The 14,247-nt window shown below is 64.4% G+C and carries 14 protein-coding genes; 5 read left to right on the top strand and 9 right to left on the bottom strand.

The window, feature by feature from the left end; all coding sequences use genetic code 11:
- Window position 1: 1 nt before the first annotated feature.
- Together rimI and tsaD are read left to right on the top strand one after the other, a co-directional pair.
- A complete protein-coding gene (gene rimI, locus ACMLHZ_RS02740; protein ID WP_418666279.1) occupies window positions 2–481 on the top strand; it encodes a ribosomal protein S18-alanine N-acetyltransferase in 480 nt (159 codons plus the stop codon).
- A 29-nt stretch (window positions 482–510) separates the two neighbouring features.
- Complete coding sequence (tsaD, locus tag ACMLHZ_RS02745; protein WP_418666280.1) at window positions 511–1,524, top strand: tRNA (adenosine(37)-N6)-threonylcarbamoyltransferase complex transferase subunit TsaD; 1,014 nt, start codon at window positions 511–513, stop codon at window positions 1,522–1,524.
- Between the two features lie 73 nt (window positions 1,525–1,597).
- Here tsaD and ACMLHZ_RS02750 read toward each other — a convergent pair whose 3' ends face one another.
- Entirely contained in the window at window positions 1,598–2,017 is a 420-nt protein-coding gene (locus ACMLHZ_RS02750) for an Hsp20/alpha crystallin family protein (protein WP_418666281.1), read from the bottom strand.
- A 318-nt stretch (window positions 2,018–2,335) separates the two neighbouring features.
- Between ACMLHZ_RS02750 and ACMLHZ_RS02755 the strand changes: the two genes are divergently transcribed.
- Together ACMLHZ_RS02755 and ACMLHZ_RS02760 are read left to right on the top strand one after the other, a co-directional pair.
- A complete protein-coding gene (locus ACMLHZ_RS02755) occupies window positions 2,336–3,673 on the top strand; it encodes a replication-associated recombination protein A (RefSeq protein WP_418666282.1) in 1,338 nt (445 codons plus the stop codon).
- A complete protein-coding gene (locus ACMLHZ_RS02760) occupies window positions 3,670–4,554 on the top strand; it encodes an NAD-dependent epimerase/dehydratase family protein (protein ID WP_418666283.1) in 885 nt (294 codons plus the stop codon). The genes ACMLHZ_RS02755 and ACMLHZ_RS02760 overlap by 4 nt, the downstream gene beginning before the upstream one ends.
- Window positions 4,555–4,632: 78 nt before the next feature.
- On the opposite strand, the gene ACMLHZ_RS02765 is transcribed toward ACMLHZ_RS02760, so the two are convergent.
- From ACMLHZ_RS02765 to ACMLHZ_RS02790, 6 genes are all read right to left on the bottom strand, one after another.
- Complete coding sequence (locus ACMLHZ_RS02765; protein WP_418666284.1) at window positions 4,633–5,847, bottom strand: NADP-dependent isocitrate dehydrogenase; 1,215 nt, start codon at window positions 5,845–5,847, stop codon at window positions 4,633–4,635.
- 78 nt (window positions 5,848–5,925) lie between these two features.
- On the bottom strand, window positions 5,926–7,113 hold the full coding sequence (locus tag ACMLHZ_RS02770) for a PLP-dependent aminotransferase family protein (protein WP_418666285.1): 1,188 nt from the start codon (window positions 7,111–7,113) through the stop codon (window positions 5,926–5,928).
- A 25-nt stretch (window positions 7,114–7,138) separates the two neighbouring features.
- Window positions 7,139–8,335: a cation diffusion facilitator family transporter gene (locus ACMLHZ_RS02775; protein WP_418666286.1), complete on the bottom strand. Its 1,197-nt coding sequence runs from the start codon at window positions 8,333–8,335 to the stop codon at window positions 7,139–7,141.
- 97 nt (window positions 8,336–8,432) lie between these two features.
- Window positions 8,433–8,642, bottom strand: a complete 210-nt coding sequence (locus tag ACMLHZ_RS02780; protein WP_177564071.1) for a DUF896 domain-containing protein — start codon at window positions 8,640–8,642, stop codon at window positions 8,433–8,435.
- 57 nt (window positions 8,643–8,699) lie between these two features.
- Entirely contained in the window at window positions 8,700–8,882 is a 183-nt protein-coding gene (locus ACMLHZ_RS02785; RefSeq protein ID WP_418666287.1) for a hypothetical protein, read from the bottom strand.
- A 527-nt stretch (window positions 8,883–9,409) separates the two neighbouring features.
- Entirely contained in the window at window positions 9,410–10,354 is a 945-nt protein-coding gene (locus tag ACMLHZ_RS02790; RefSeq protein WP_418666288.1) for an AEC family transporter, read from the bottom strand.
- Window positions 10,355–10,468: 114 nt separating this feature from the next.
- On the opposite strand from ACMLHZ_RS02790, the gene ACMLHZ_RS02795 reads away from it, so the two are divergent.
- Entirely contained in the window at window positions 10,469–11,095 is a 627-nt protein-coding gene (locus tag ACMLHZ_RS02795) for an epoxyqueuosine reductase QueH (protein WP_418666289.1), read from the top strand.
- Between the two features lie 96 nt (window positions 11,096–11,191).
- Here ACMLHZ_RS02795 and ACMLHZ_RS02800 read toward each other — a convergent pair whose 3' ends face one another.
- Together ACMLHZ_RS02800 and ACMLHZ_RS02805 are read right to left on the bottom strand one after the other, a co-directional pair.
- Window positions 11,192–13,471, bottom strand: a complete 2,280-nt coding sequence (locus tag ACMLHZ_RS02800) for a M56 family metallopeptidase (RefSeq protein WP_418666290.1) — start codon at window positions 13,469–13,471, stop codon at window positions 11,192–11,194.
- Window positions 13,468–13,854 carry a BlaI/MecI/CopY family transcriptional regulator gene (locus ACMLHZ_RS02805; protein ID WP_418666291.1) on the bottom strand — a complete coding sequence of 129 codons (387 nt, stop codon included), beginning with the start codon at window positions 13,852–13,854 and terminating at the stop codon, window positions 13,468–13,470. The genes ACMLHZ_RS02800 and ACMLHZ_RS02805 overlap by 4 nt, the downstream gene beginning before the upstream one ends.
- Window positions 13,855–14,247: the final 393 nt, after the last annotated feature.

Raw genomic sequence — 14,247 nt, forward strand, 5'->3', positions numbered from 1 at the left:
CATGCAGGCTTTCACCGTGCGGCCCCTGGCCGCCGCGGACCTGGCCGCCGCCGCCGCCATTGAGGCCACCGCCCCGGACCCCTGGACCGCCGGCCAGCTGGAAGCCGAGCTGGCCGTGCAGCTGGCCGGCGGCGCGGCGCGCCTGTTCGTGGCGGCGGGCGAGGCCGGCCCCGTGGGCCTGGCCGCCTACCAGCTGGCGGCGGGCGAAGCCAATCTCTGCACCTTCACCGTGGCCCCCGCCGCCCGGCGGCAGGGGGTGGGGCGGGCCCTGCTGGAACAGAGCCTCGCGGCGCTGAAAGCCGAGGGCGCCGGCAGCTGCTTTTTGGAGGCGCGCGCCTCCAACGCCCCGGCCCTGGCGCTGTACGGGCGGCTGGGCTTTGCCCGGGTGGGCCTGCGCCGGGGCTTTTACCGCGCCCCCGCCGAGGACGCGGTGCTCATGGCAAAAACGCTCGTCCCCCTCTCCGCGCCTTCAGCCCCATAATTCGTTAAAAAACGTGGTGATTTTACATAATGTATATTTTAGGCATCGAGTCCAGCTGCGACGAGACCGCAGCCGCCGTGGTAAAAAACGGCCGCCAGCTGATCAGCAATGTGGTGGCCAGCAGTGTGGCCGAGCAGGCGCTGTACGGCGGCGTCGTGCCCGAGATCGCCAGCCGCCGCCATGTGGAATCCATCAGCCCGGTGGTCGGGCAGGCCCTGGCCGAGGCGCAGCTCTCGCCCGCCGACCTCTCCGGCATCGCTGTCACCTTCGCCCCCGGGCTGATCGGCGCGGTGCTGGTGGGGGTCAACTTCGCAAAGGGCCTCGCCTACGCCGCCCAAAAGCCGCTCATCCCGGTGCACCACCTGCGGGGCCACATCGCGGCGCTGTACCTCACCCACCCGGACCTGGAGCCGCCCTTTTTGTGCCTGGTGGCCAGCGGCGGCCACAGCCACATCGTGCAGGTGCAAAGCTATACCCGTTATAAGGTGCTGGGCCGCACGGTCGACGACGCGGCCGGCGAGGCGTTCGACAAGGTGGCCCGCACCCTGGGGCTTGGATATCCCGGCGGCCCGGCCGTCAGCAAAGCCGCCCGGGGCGGCGACCCCAAAAAGTACCGCCTGCCGGTGCCCAGGGTCGAGGGCCCTTACAACGTCAGCTTTTCCGGTCTGAAAACCGCTGTGCTGAACGCGGTGAACCAGGCCGCCATGAAGGGCGAGCCGCTGGACATTTCCAGCATGGCCGCCAGCTTTGAGCGCCGCATCGACGAGATCCTGGCCGAAAAGCTGCTTGCCGCCGCGCGGGATACCGGCGCCTCCACCCTGTGCCTTGCGGGGGGCGTGGCCGCCAACGGCCTTTTGCGCAGCCTGCTGAACGAGGGTGCGCAAAAGCTGGGCGTGCGGCTGTGCCTGCCCCAGCAGCGCTTTTGCGGCGACAACGGCGCCATGATCGCCGCGCAGGGGTACTACGAATTGCAGGCCGGGCGCAGGGCGGACCTGTCGCTCAACGGCCTCGCCACCCTTCCCATCGACTACGACTGCGAATAAGAAAAAAGGCGGGGCCCGCACGAATATGTCGTGCGGGCCCCGCCTCTTGCTGAGGGGGAAAATCGTGAAAGGCTCACTCAATGGCGATGCTGCGGGCGGCGGGGGCCGTCTCGGCGCGCTTGGGCAGGGTCACTTCCAAAATGCCGTTGTTGTAAGCGGCGGTGATCGCCCCGGCGTCAATGCCGGAAATATCAAAGCTGCGGCTGAACGAGCCGAACTTGCGCTCCCGGCGCACATAATCCTTCTGCCTGTCCTCGGTCTCGCTGCTGTGGCGCGCGGTGATCACCAGGTTGTCGCCGTTTAAATCCAGGCTGATGTCCTCTTTCCGGAAGCCGGGCAGCTCTGCCTCCAGCAGGTAGTGGCCGCCCTTATCCTGGATGTCGCACCGGAACTGGCTCATGTCGCCAAAGCCGGTGAACAGGCTGCGCTCCATATTGTCCAGATAGTTCCACAAGCTATTCTCTTCACGGCCGAACGGGATCATACCAAACATACAAAACTCCTATTCTCCGCGCTTTAAAATATTTTTGTCGGCCGGCGCGCTTTCAGCGCGGGCGCTGCGTCGGGCCTGTCAAAAGGTTCCGGGGCCGGCTTCCCGGGGCGTTTGCCCCGGGCTCCCCGCCCTCCTGACAAGTATTACTATACCCCCGTTTTGTGTTTTATCTTTTTATTTTTTATGAACAAATTGTAAATAATTAGCACTCGTTATGTTTGACTGCTAACGCCCTCTTTTTGTTCTCTGCCCCTGTTGCGCCCGGGCCGCCGCGGGGGTATACTAAAGGCAGCCAAACACAGCAAAGGAGGCCCCGCCATGCAGCAGACCACTCTGTTTGAATCCGCCCAGGAGCGGCCCTTGGCCAGCCGGATGCGCCCCCGGGATCTCGATGAATTCGCCGGCCAGCAGCACCTGCTGGGCCCCGGCAAGATCCTGCGTCAGCTCATCGAGGCCGACCGGGTCAGCAGCATGATCTTTTGGGGGCCGCCGGGCGTGGGCAAAACCACTTTGGCCCGCATCATCGCCCGCCGCACCAAGGCAGAATTTGTGGATTTCAGCGCCGTGACCAGCGGCATCAAAGAGATCAAAACCGTCATGCAAACCGCCGAGCAGTCCCTGCGCTTCGGCCAAAAGACCATCCTGTTTGTAGACGAGATCCACCGCTTCAACAAGGCCCAGCAGGATGCATTTCTGCCCTATGTGGAGAGGGGCAGCATCGTGCTGATCGGCGCCACCACCGAAAACCCCAGCTTCGAGATCAACTCCGCCCTGCTCTCCCGCTGCAAGGTGTTCGTGCTGAACGCCCTCACGGCCGACGACCTGGCGGGCCTGCTGCGCCGCGCCCTCACCGACAAGCGGGGTTTTGGCGGCCAGAACGTGGAGATCGAGGAGGACGCCCTCTTTATGATCGCCAACTTTGCAAACGGCGACGCCCGCACCGCCCTGGGCACCCTGGAAATGGCGGTGCTGAACGGCCGGCGCGAGGAGGGCGGGATCTATGTGGAGCGCGGCCTTTTGGAGCAGTGCATCAGCAAAAAAAGCCTTTTGTACGACAAAAAGGGCGAGGAACACTACAACCTGATCAGCGCGCTGCACAAATCCATGCGCAATTCCGACCCGGACGCCGCGGTGTACTGGCTGGCCCGCATGCTGGAGGCGGGCGAGGACCCCCTGTACGTGGCCCGGCGGCTGGTGCGCTTTGCCAGCGAGGACATTGGCCTGGCCGACAGCCGCGCGCTGGAGATCACGGTGGCCGCCTACCAGGCCTGCCACTTTTTAGGCATGCCGGAATGCTGCGTGCATCTCACCCACGCGGTGGTGTACCTCTCGCTGGCGCCCCGCTCCAACGCCCTGTACAAAGCCTACGAGCGCGCCAAGGAGGACGCTTTGAAAATGCTGGACGAGCCGGTGCCCCTGGTGATCCGCAACGCGCCCACCCGCCTGATGAAAGAGCTGGACTACGGCAAGGGTTACGTTTACGCCCACGACACCGACGAAAAGCTGGCGGATATGGACTGCCTGCCCGAAAGCCTTCTGGGCCGCCGCTACTACGAGCCCACCGGCCAGGGCAGCGAGGCCCGCGCCAAGGAAAACCTGGACCGCATCCTTGCCCGCCGGGCCGAGATGCGCGCGGCAAGGGAGGGCAAAGAATGAAGGTTCTTGTGCTGGGCGGCACCCGTTTTTTCGGGGTTCGGCTGGTGGAGGCCCTGCTGGCGGGCGGCCACACCGTCACCCTCGCCACCCGGGGCCGCACACCGGACCCGTTCGGGCCGGCGGTGGAGCGGCTGAGGCTCGACCGCACCGACCCCGCCGCCATGAAGGCGGCTTTTTCCCATCGCCGGTTTGACGCCGTGTGCGACGACCTGGCCTACTGCTCGGGCGATGTAAAAACCGCGCTGGACGCGCTGCGCTGCGGCCGGTATGTGATGGTCTCCTCCACGGCGGTGTACGCTCTGCGCCCCGGTGTCTGCGAAGCGGACTTTTCGCCGCTGGCCCATCCCCTGCGCTGGGGCTGCCGGGCCGATTTTGACTATGCCGGGGGCAAGCGCCAGGCCGAGCGGGCGCTCTTTGGCGAATATCCGGGGCAGAACGCGGCCGCCGCGCGCTTTCCCTTTGTGCTCGGCCCCGGCGACTATACCCGGCGGCTGTATTTTTATGTGGAGCATGCCCTGGCGGGCCTCCCCATGGCCATCGACAATCTGCACGCCCCCCTGGGCTTCATCCACGAGCGGGAGGCGGGGCGTTTTCTGGCCTGGCTCGCGACCGAAAGCTCTCTTACCGGTCCTGTAAACGGCTGCTGCCCGGGCACGGCAAGCGTGGCCGACCTTCTGCGTCATGTGCAGGCCCGCACCGGCAAGGCCGCGCTGCTCTCCCCCTCCGGCGATCCGGCCCCCTACAACGGCACCCCGGCCTACAGCGTCGACACCCGCCGGGCCGGGGCCGCCGGCTTTTGCTTTTCACCGCTGCAAAGCTGGCTGCCCGCCCTGCTGGACCGCTATATCTGCCAGGCGCGGCAGCTCGCCGGCAAAGCCTGACCCCCACGCCAAAGGGCGGCACAGCAAACGCTGTGCCGCCCTTTTTCTTTTTTTCGCGCTTTCCACGCCGGGCGGCCCTCAGGCCCCCAGCTTTGCTTCCAGGTTTTTGCGGATGGCTTTGATGAACTCGCCGCTGGTCACCGGGGTCGGGGTGATGCCCTCGGCCAGGCCGCAAAGGTCCTTGGTCATCACACCGCTCTCCAGCGTTTCCAGGCACGCGGCCTCCAGGGTCTTTGCGAACTCCTGCAATTCGGCGCTGCCGTCCATTTCGCCCCGCTTTGCCAGCGCGCCGGTCCAGGCAAAAATGGTTGCCATGGGGTTGGTGCTGGTGGCCTCGCCTTTCAAATAGCGGTAATAGTGGCGGGTCACGGTGCCGTGGGCCGCCTCGTACTCATAGCAGCCGTCCGGGCTCACCAGCACGCTGGTCATCATGGCAAGGCTGCCGAACGCAGTCGATACCATATCGCTCATCACATCGCCATCGTAGTTCTTGCAGGCCCAGATAAACCCACCCTCGCTGCGGATCACCCGCGCCACCGCGTCGTCGATCAGGGTGTAGAAATACTCGATGCCCGCCGCGGCAAAAGCCTCTTTATATTCGGCCTCAAAAATTTCGGCAAAAATATCCTTGAAGGTGTGGTCATACTTTTTGCTGATGGTGTCCTTGGTGGAAAACCAGAGATCCTGCTTTGTGGCCAGCGCGTAGTTAAAGCAGCTGCGGGCAAAGCTGGCGATCGAGGTGTCCTTGTTGTAGGTGCCCTGCAAAATGCCCGGGCACTCAAAATCATACACGGTCTCGCGCAGCTCGGCGCCGTCCGCGCCGGTGAACAGCAATTCGGCCTTGCCGGGCCCGGGAATCCGGAACTCGGTGCCCCGGTACACGTCGCCATAGGCGTGGCGGGCAATGGTGATGGGCTTTTTCCAGTTCTTCACCACCGGCTTGATGCAGTCGATCAGAATGGGCGCGCGGAACACGGTGCCGTCCAGCACGGCGCGGATGGTGCCGTTAGGGCTCTTCCACATCTCGTGCAGGCTGTACTCGGTCATGCGCTGTGCGTTGGGGGTAATGGTGGCGCATTTCACCGAAACGCCGTATTTCTTATTTGCCAGCGCCGCGTCCATGGTCACCTGGTCGCGGGTGGCGTCCCGGTGTTCCAGGCCCAGGTCGTAATATTCGCATTTCAGCTCCACAAAGGGCTCCAGCAGCTCCTCCTTGATCATCCGCCACAAAATACGGGTCATCTCATCCCCGTCCATCTCCACCAGGGGGGTCGTCATCCTGATCTTTTCCATGGGTATCCCTCGCCTTTCTGCTCGTTTTTATCACTCCGCGCCGGGGCGCGGGTCCTTGCCTTTTTGTGCGGGCGGCCCTCAGCCGCCCAGCTCCGCCAGCACCCCGGCCAAAATCGCCGTGCCCTCCTCGATCTGGGCGCGGGTCGGGGTCGAAAAATTCAGCCGCACGCTGCGGCAGGGCGCGTCGCCGGTCATGAACGCGCTGCCCGGCACAATGGCCAGCCTGCGCGCAAGGCACCCGCTCACAAACCGGGGCACGTCCACCTTTTCCGGCAGGGTCAGCCACAAAAACATGCCCCCCTCGGGCCGCACGTAGCTTGCCCTGCCCCCCAGTGTGTCGTCCAGCCGGGCCATCATAAATTCCGCTTTTTCTTTGTAAAGCGTCCGCAGCGCCCGGATGTGCGCGTCCATGTCGGTCTCGGTCAGCAGCTTGTGGCACACCCGCTGGGCCCAGATGTTGGTGTGCACGTCGCTGCCCTGCTTTGCCACCACCATCTTGCCGATCAGCTCCCCCTGCGCGGCGCAGTAGGCCAGCCGCAGCCCCGGGCACAGGATCTTACTGAACGAGCCCGCATACACCACCGCCCCCTCGGTGTCAAAGTGCTTGATGGGGGGCAGGTCCTCCCCGGCGATCCGCAGCTCCCCGTAGGGATCGTCCTCCAAAATGGGCACGCCGTATTGCACCGCCAGCTCGTAAATCGCCCTGCGCTTTGCAAGGCTGGTGGTGTAGCCGGTGGGGTTCTGGAAGTTCGGGATGCAGTAGAAAAAGCGCGGCTTTTGTGGCGCCGCAAAAATTTTTTCCAGCGCCGCAAGATCCGGCCCGTCCGGCTGCACCGGCACCCCCGCCAGCCGCACGCCAAAGCTGCGGATGGAGTTATAAGCCCCCAAAAAGGCCGGCTCCTCCACCGCCGCCGTATCGCCCTCGTTGCACAAAAGCTTTGCCATAAATTCAATGATCTGCTGGCTGCCGCTGGTGATCAGGATTTCGTCCCCCGCCTTTACCACCGGCCAGCGCCGGTTGGCAAAGCTGCGGCAGGCCTCGCGCAGCGGGCCGTACCCCTCGGTCACCGAATATTGCAGCGCCCCCACCGGGTCCTGCTCCAGCAGCTCGGCGCTGAACCGGCGGATCGCCTCCACCGGGAAGCTGTCGGCAGCCGGGTTTCCCCCCGCAAAACTGATCAGCCCCGGGTCGCTCATCTGCTTAAGCAGCTCGCGGATGATGCTGGGCCGCATCCCCTTTACCTTGTCGGAATATTCCAGCTGCATTTTATCTCTTCCTCTCCGTTTTTGCTCAGCCGTGCGCCTTACCCCCGTGGGGCAGGGCCGCATAGCCGCACTCCACCGTGATCACGCAGAAGTACCTCGGGTCCTTTTTCCGCACCAGGTGCTTGATGGCCTGCTTTACGTCCAGTTCGCTCATGGCAAACCCGGCCGGCACCACGCAGTCGAAGATCAGGTTTGTGTGGGTGGGGCCGGGCACCATGCGCAGGTCGTGGATGGTGAGCGCCCCGTCGATTTCTTTTACCGCTTCGCTCAGCCAGCGCCGCATATCCCCCACCCGCTCGTCGCTGGTCACAATGGGGTCAAAGTGGATGACCACATGCAGGCCGTCGTTCTCCAAAAAATCCCGCTCGATGTTGTCGATCACATCGTGGCTGGCCATCACGTCGCCCTCGGCCGCCATCTCCACATGCACGCTGGCGAACTGGCGGCCGGGGCCGTAGTCGTGCACCATCAGGTCGTGCGTGCCCAGCACGTTCGGGTAGCTCATCACCCGCTCGTGGATGTACTTCACCAGCTCCGGGTCGGGCGCAAGGCCCAGCAGGGGGTCGATGGTGCTTTTCACCAGCCCCACGCCGCTGTACAGAATAAACAGCGCCACGGCAAGGCCCATCCAGCCGTCCAGCTCCACCCGCGCAAAGTGGCTGATCAGGGCGGCGGCCAGCACCGCGCCGGTGGCCAGCACATCGTTGCGGCTGTCGGCCGCCGTGGCGATCAGCGCGCCCGAGTGGATGCGCCCGCCCACCTTTCTGTTGAACAGGGCCATCCAAAGCTTTACCAGGATCGAGGCCGCCAGCACCCCCACCGTCACCCAGCTGAAGGTCACGGGCGTGGGGGCCAGGATCTTGCCCAGGCTCGTTTTTCCCAATTCCAGCCCGATCACCAGCACCATCACCGCCACCGCCAGGCCGGACAGATATTCAAACCGGGCGTGCCCATAGGGGTGCTCCTCGTCTGCCGGGCGCGAGCCCAGCCTGAACCCCAAAAGGCTCACCACGCTGGACGAGGCGTCCGACAGGTTGTTCACCGCGTCTGCCGCCACCGAGATGCTGCCGGACAGCGTGCCCACCATAAACTTGCCCACGCACAGCGCCAGGTTGCACAAAATGCCCACCCAGCTTGCCAGGTTGCCGTATGCGGCGCGCACCGCCGGGTCGTGGGTCTTTTCTGGGTTTTTTATAAAAAGTCGAATGAGTGCCTCAGTCACGGCAGGCGCCTCCCCGGGTGATTTTTCAAAGGTTTGAACGGATAAAATTATATCATAAAAGCCGCCCGTTTTCCACTGAAAAGGGCGGCTTTGCGCATTACGGCTGCTTTTTTTCCAGCGGGCGGCGCACGCCGTCCGGGCCGATCACCTGGGTATGGTCCAACTGCGCGCGCAGGCTGCTCTTGAAAGCGTCGATGTACTCGCGCCGCAGCGCCGCCTGCTCGGTCTTTTCCTGTTCGCTCAGCCCCTCCGGCGTGCGGCTCTTACGGGCCAGCTGGTTGATGCGGTCGATCTTTGCCTGCTCCATAGGGTCCTCCTGCAATTTTTTTGGTTGTTTTTCCGCACTTTCCCGGGGGGCGCTCCGCTATTTTGGCGAGTCGCCGCGCACCGTGGTGAACACCAGCACAAACACCGCCGCCAACATCAGAATCCCCGCCATGCGCAGCGTCCGGTCGGGCAGGGGCCCCCAGAACCGGTCCGCCGCCAGCGCAGCGGCCCAAAGCAGAATTGCCAAAAAGCCTGCCGCCCTGAGCACCTTTCTTTTCATTCGGTCAGCCCCCTTTTGTGCAGAGAAACATATCATGGCCGTTCTGCGGTTATTATACCATAAGCGCGCAGCGCGCATGGTATAATTGGCAACTTCGCCGGTTGCCGCCCCCGGCGGCGAGGCGAACGCCCTTTAAATAAGCTATAATAACCGTTCTGCGGTTATTATACCACACCTGCCCCCAAACGCAAAACCGGCCCGCCCTTTTGGGGTGGACCGGCTTTGCTCAGCAAATACGTTTGAGGAGGAATCATGAAAAAAACGATCTATGTAAACCTTCTCGCAAAGGGGAAGGGCGGTGGGTTGTCTGGGCCGCCCAGCGCCTTCCGGCGCCTCGCATGGGCGGCAGCCAGTATATACACAGCGGCAGGTGGCTTTTCCCGCCGCCGTGGTAGACGCACCGTTTTGGGAAGCTTTGCGGCCTCCCCCGGGCTACAGCTATATCATACCGGCCAATTGTGGAAAAAGCGTGATAAGCCTATAAACAAATTGCAAAAAAGTTACAAAAGCTTTGTGAACCTTTTCTCTCACAGGATCGCCAGGGTCCGCAGCAGCCAGATCCCCCCCGGCAGCGTGATGACCGACAGCAGCATCGACGCCAGGATCACCCCCGCGCACATCTCCCCGTCGCCCCCCATCTTTTTGGTCATGATATAGGCGTTCAGGGCCGTGGGCACCGCCATGGTCACAAACACCGTGGCGATCTGCTCGGTGTTAAAGCCCAGCCACACCGCGGCCGCCACGCACACCAGCGGCTGGGCCGCTGTTTTGAACAGCGCCGCCGCCAAAATGCCCAGCTTATCCCTGCCAAAGCCGTGCAGGTCAATGCTCGCCCCCACAAACAGCAGCGCCAGCGGCGTTGCCAGCGAGCCCAGGTACCCCACCGCCTTTTCCGCCGCGTAGGGGATATGCAGGCGCAAAAACGAAAAGGGAAGCGCCGCCAGCACCGCCAGGATCATGGGGTTTTTCAGCACCTGCCAGGCCAGGGCCCGCGGGCTGGGGCGGGCGCCGCTGGGGTCGTACCAGCTCAGAAGAAGCACCGAAAGCACATTGTAAAGCGGCACCACAAAGGTGACCACCAGCACGGTGGAGGGCACCGCCTCCGCCTGCAAAAGGTTCTGCACCAGCGGCAGGCCGATGTACACAAAATTGCCCCGGAACGCGCAGTGGGCAAACGCGCCGATCTTGCCCCTGTCCCGCACCAGCGCCACGCCCAAAGCCCAGGCCGCCGCAAAGCTGGTGGCGGTGGCGCACACCAAAAACAGCACATAGCGCCCGTCCAGAATGGCAAAAAAGTCGCTCTCGGCCACATCCAAAAACATCTTTGCGGGCAGCGACACATAAAAAACCAATGTCACCGCCACGTCAATAAAGCTTTGGGTGAGCACCTCCCTGCGGCGCAGGATATACCCCAGCAGCATCACCAAAAACACGGGCAGCACCGCGTTCACGCTGAACACCAAATTCTCCAACGTTCTTCCCCCTTTTTTCACCTGCTCCCATTATACGACTTCGCAACTTGTCGTACAACTTTTTTCTTTTGCGGAAATATGCTATAATGGCGGCACAGAAAGAAGGGAAGCTGCATGGAACCGCGCCCGAACTATGCAAAGCAGCTCAGCGCTGTGCTGGCCGGCCTTTCCGGCACGCGCCCGCGCCTTGCGCTGCACGCCTGCTGCGGCCCCTGCTCCAGCGCCGTGCTGGAAAAGCTGGCGGCCCATTTTGAGATCACGATCCTTTATTATAACCCCAACATCTGGCCGCCGGCCGAGTACCGCCGCCGGGCGGGCGAATTGGCCCGCCTGCTGGGGCAGCTGGCCCTGCCCGGCGTGCGCCTGGTGGAGGATGAATACGATCCCGCCCAGTTCTACGCCGCAGTAAAGGGCCTCGAGGCCGAGCCCGAGCGGGGCGGCCGCTGCACGGTATGCTACCGCCTGCGCATGGAGCGGGCGGCGGCCTGGGCCGCGGCCAACGGCTGCGGGTGGTTTTGCACCACCCTCTCCATCAGCCCCCACAAGGACGCCGCGCGCATCAACGCCATCGGCCGGGAGCTGGAAGAAAAATACGGGGTGCGCCACCTGCCCAGCGACTTTAAAAAGCAGAACGGCTATAAGCGCAGCCTGGAGCTCTCGGCCCAGTACGGCCTGTACCGGCAGGACTACTGCGGGTGCGAATTCAGCGCCCGTTCCCGCGCGGCAGACCCCGATGAATAAGCGGCAGCCCGGCGGAATGTGTTTCCGCCGGGCTGCCGCTTTTTGATGTCTCTTCTGTTTCGGGCGCCGCCGGCGCCGCGTTTTCCCCGCCCGGGCTCAGGCGGCGGGCTGCACCGCGCCGCGCACCTCCGGGTAAACCACGTCCCTCTCGCTGCTGTAGGGCAGATAAGTGCCGCCGAAGTCGCTGGTTTCCAGCGCAATCGAGGATTCGGGGTGTTGGTTGCCCGCCACCAGCCCAAATGCCCCGTCCCGCAGCTGCAGGTTCAGGTTGTGGTAGCTCACGGTATCCCCCTCGGCCACCCTGTAGTTGATGTTCACAATGCCGTTGGCGCGATACAAAATATCCGTCAGCTCCCCTTTTTCCCTGACCTGCTGCAGAAGTCCTTCCAGCTCCGGGTTCGAGGGGTTCGGGGCCAGCGCTTTTAATTGTTCCTCGGTGATCCTCAGGCCGCCGTATTCCACCGGGCCGGCGCCCGCGCCTCCCCAGTAAAAATAGTACGGCTTGTCGCTGGCTCCGGTCGTGCTGCCGTCCATCTCCAGCATGTCGTAGCTGTGCTGATACAGGCGGAACTGGCCCCCGCCCAGGTGGGTCAGCCCCCAGCCCGCCGGCATGCCGTAATTCACAAGGTCACCCCAGGTGCCGGTCTGGTTCACACCGCCCCAAAGCTGCACCCGGGCGCTGGCGGCCGTGCCGGCCGTTTCTTCCAGCCAGAACAGGGTCACGCCGTCCTCCATGGCCGCGGTCTGCAGGCTTCCCCCGGTGTAATTGCCCTCAAACAGCATTGATTCCTCGCCGTCTGCGGCAATGTAATAAAGCCTTCCATAGGGCAGCCCGTCGCCTGTCTCCCCGGTAAGCAGCAGGGTCTCGCTCTTTCCATCCCCGTTCAGGTCCGCGTCGATCCGCTGCACCGGCGCCTCGTTTTCCTGCAAAAAGTCAAACCGGCCATACACCACCCCTACCTGAACCAGTTCGTCCGCCTGGGAAAAGACGAAGTGCCTGGGCGCCGCAAGGCCGCCCTCCTGGGCCAGGGCCGCCGCCAGGTCAACCTCGGCCCACGCGCCGGTGCTGTAATCCCCGCTGCCGGGCACGCCGGGCAGGTTCACCTGCAGGTTCAGCTCACCGCAGGCGCGCGCCTCGCCGGCCGGGATGGAATAGCGTTTCCCCGCAGCCCAGGCATGCTCCGCGTTCTCCTGTTCAAGGTAGTGCACGCTCATGCCCATGCCGTCCACTTCCCGCCGCCCGCTGATCTGGATGTTCCAGTCCGCCGCGGGGCCCCCATAGCTCTCCGGTATGGTGAACCACACCGCGCCGTCCCGTTCTTCCAGGCTGAGCAGCAGGCTGTTGATCGCCGCCTGCGCATCGTCCCCGCGGGCCGGGTCCTGTTCATCGCCAGGCGGGGGAACTGAACTTCCCGCGTCCGCATCCGGCGTTCTTTGCGCGCCGGTAAAGGTACACGCCGCCGCCAGGGCAGCCAGCACCAGCGCGGCGGCCAGCGCCCATGCCATCGGTTTTTTGTGCCTTGCAATCGCCTCAATGCGCCGCTTCATCTGCCCCGCGTTGAAGCTCTGGGTGGTCGCTGCCACCAGCCGCTGGCCCGCCGGGGCGCGGGCGGGCACCAGGGCCACCAGGGCACGCCCGTACGCCAGGCGCTCAGCTTCCTCAAGGCCCCTCGTCACCGCCTCGTCGCAGGCAAGTTCGCAGTCTTTTTTCGAGGCAAAGGCCGCCGCCCACACCAGCGGGTCGAACCAATACGCCGCCAGGCACGCGCACCGCAAAGCCCCCCACACCTGGTCGCCGTGGCGCCAGTGGGCCTCCTCGTGCCGCAGCACCCAAACCAAGGTCGCGCCATCCGCCGCGGCTTCGGGGGTCAAATAGATCGCCGGGCGGAAAAGCCCGTGCAGGCAGGGGGTCGAAAGCCCCTCGCCGCACAGATACACCGGCAGCCTGCATCCCGATGCCGCAAAGGGCTGCCGGCTGCGTTTCAGCATGCGGCCGAACCGCAGGTTTGCCGCCGCCAGCCAGCCGCCGCACACCAGGGCCCCCAGCGCCCACCCCAATACCAGCAGCTGCCCCGCCTCAGGCCCTGTGCGCCCCGCCGGCCGCTCCGCGCCGCCCTGCGCGGGCGCTTCGGGCATGGCCTGGGCCGGCTGGCCCGGCCCGGGCCCGGGTTCCGCAAAGGCCGCGGCCGCCGGTGCGGGCAGATAGTTCATCACGCTGGCCCGGCTTTGGGGCAGCTGGAACGGCAGCGCCAGGCGCAGCAGCACCAGGCCCCACAGCGCGTATTGCAGCCGTTTGCTCAGCCGGTCTGCCAGCAGCCGCCGCACCGCCAGCACCGCCAGAATCAGCACCGAAGAGCTCACCAAAAGCTCGGTCATGGCTCGTCCTCCTGTTTGGCCTCGGCCCCCTCCAAAATTCGGAACAGCTCCCGCCGCTCGGCCTCGCTGATGCCCTTTTGCTGCACCAGCGCGTTTACCAAAAGGCCCAGGCTGCCCCCGTACACCCGTTCCAGCAGGTTTTCTGTCTCCCGCAGGGCAACGCCCGCCCGCTCCACCGCCGGGTAATACAGCTTCGCCCTGCCGCCCTCCTGGTGCCGCACCGCGCCCTTGGCCTCCAGCCGGTTCAACATGGTGATCACCGTGTGCTTGGTCCAGCCCGTGTCGGGCTTCAGTGCCGCCACCAGCTGGGTGATGGTGCGCGGGGCCGCCTGCCACAGCTGGTTCATCAGCTTCCATTCCCCCGCCGAAAGTTCCACGCTCATTGTTCTGCCCTCCCCCTAAAAGGTAATCATTCGTCTACCAAAAGTATCGCACAAAGGTATACGTTTGTCAACCTTATTTTTCACAAAAAAAGGCCGATCCTGTTGTGGGACCGGTCTTTTTTTATAAAACAAGGGGAAGGCACGCCCGCCGGGCTTTATTTGCGCCGCCCGGCGCCGCCGGAGGGCTTGCTGCCACCCGAGGGCCTCGGGCCCCCGGAGGACCCGCCGCTTCGGCGGCCCGCTCCCGCGCCGCGGCTCGAGCCGCCGCCAAAGCCCTTAAAGCTGGATCCGCCCGAAGGGCGCGAGGAACTGGACCCTCCGCCAAATCCGCCGAACCCGCCGCCGCTGCGGGGCGGGCGCGGCTGGGGGCCGGGACCATGCGGTCCCCCGTGG

Source organism: Allofournierella sp., from assembly GCF_048388525.1.
Lineage (GTDB): Bacteria > Bacillota > Clostridia > Oscillospirales > Ruminococcaceae > BQOK01.

What these genes read in the sequence shown, in the direction of transcription:
- ACMLHZ_RS02765 (WP_418666284.1), bottom strand. Translation starts at nt 5,847, where the DNA reads ATGGAAAAGATCAGGATGACGACCCCCCTGGTGGAGATGGACGGGGAT.
- ACMLHZ_RS02755 (WP_418666282.1), top strand. Translation starts at nt 2,336, where the DNA reads ATGCAGCAGACCACTCTGTTTGAATCCGCCCAGGAGCGGCCCTTGGCC.
- rimI (WP_418666279.1), top strand. Translation starts at nt 2, where the DNA reads ATGCAGGCTTTCACCGTGCGGCCCCTGGCCGCCGCGGACCTGGCCGCC.
- ACMLHZ_RS02770 (WP_418666285.1), bottom strand. Translation starts at nt 7,113, where the DNA reads ATGCAGCTGGAATATTCCGACAAGGTAAAGGGGATGCGGCCCAGCATC.
- ACMLHZ_RS02760 (WP_418666283.1), top strand. Translation starts at nt 3,670, where the DNA reads ATGAAGGTTCTTGTGCTGGGCGGCACCCGTTTTTTCGGGGTTCGGCTG.
- ACMLHZ_RS02750 (WP_418666281.1), bottom strand. Translation starts at nt 2,017, where the DNA reads ATGTTTGGTATGATCCCGTTCGGCCGTGAAGAGAATAGCTTGTGGAAC.
- tsaD (WP_418666280.1), top strand. Translation starts at nt 511, where the DNA reads ATGTATATTTTAGGCATCGAGTCCAGCTGCGACGAGACCGCAGCCGCC.
- ACMLHZ_RS02780 (WP_177564071.1), bottom strand. Translation starts at nt 8,642, where the DNA reads ATGGAGCAGGCAAAGATCGACCGCATCAACCAGCTGGCCCGTAAGAGC.
- ACMLHZ_RS02805 (WP_418666291.1), bottom strand. Translation starts at nt 13,854, where the DNA reads ATGAGCGTGGAACTTTCGGCGGGGGAATGGAAGCTGATGAACCAGCTG.
- ACMLHZ_RS02800 (WP_418666290.1), bottom strand. Translation starts at nt 13,471, where the DNA reads ATGACCGAGCTTTTGGTGAGCTCTTCGGTGCTGATTCTGGCGGTGCTG.
- ACMLHZ_RS02785 (WP_418666287.1), bottom strand. Translation starts at nt 8,882, where the DNA reads ATGAAAAGAAAGGTGCTCAGGGCGGCAGGCTTTTTGGCAATTCTGCTT.
- ACMLHZ_RS02795 (WP_418666289.1), top strand. Translation starts at nt 10,469, where the DNA reads ATGGAACCGCGCCCGAACTATGCAAAGCAGCTCAGCGCTGTGCTGGCC.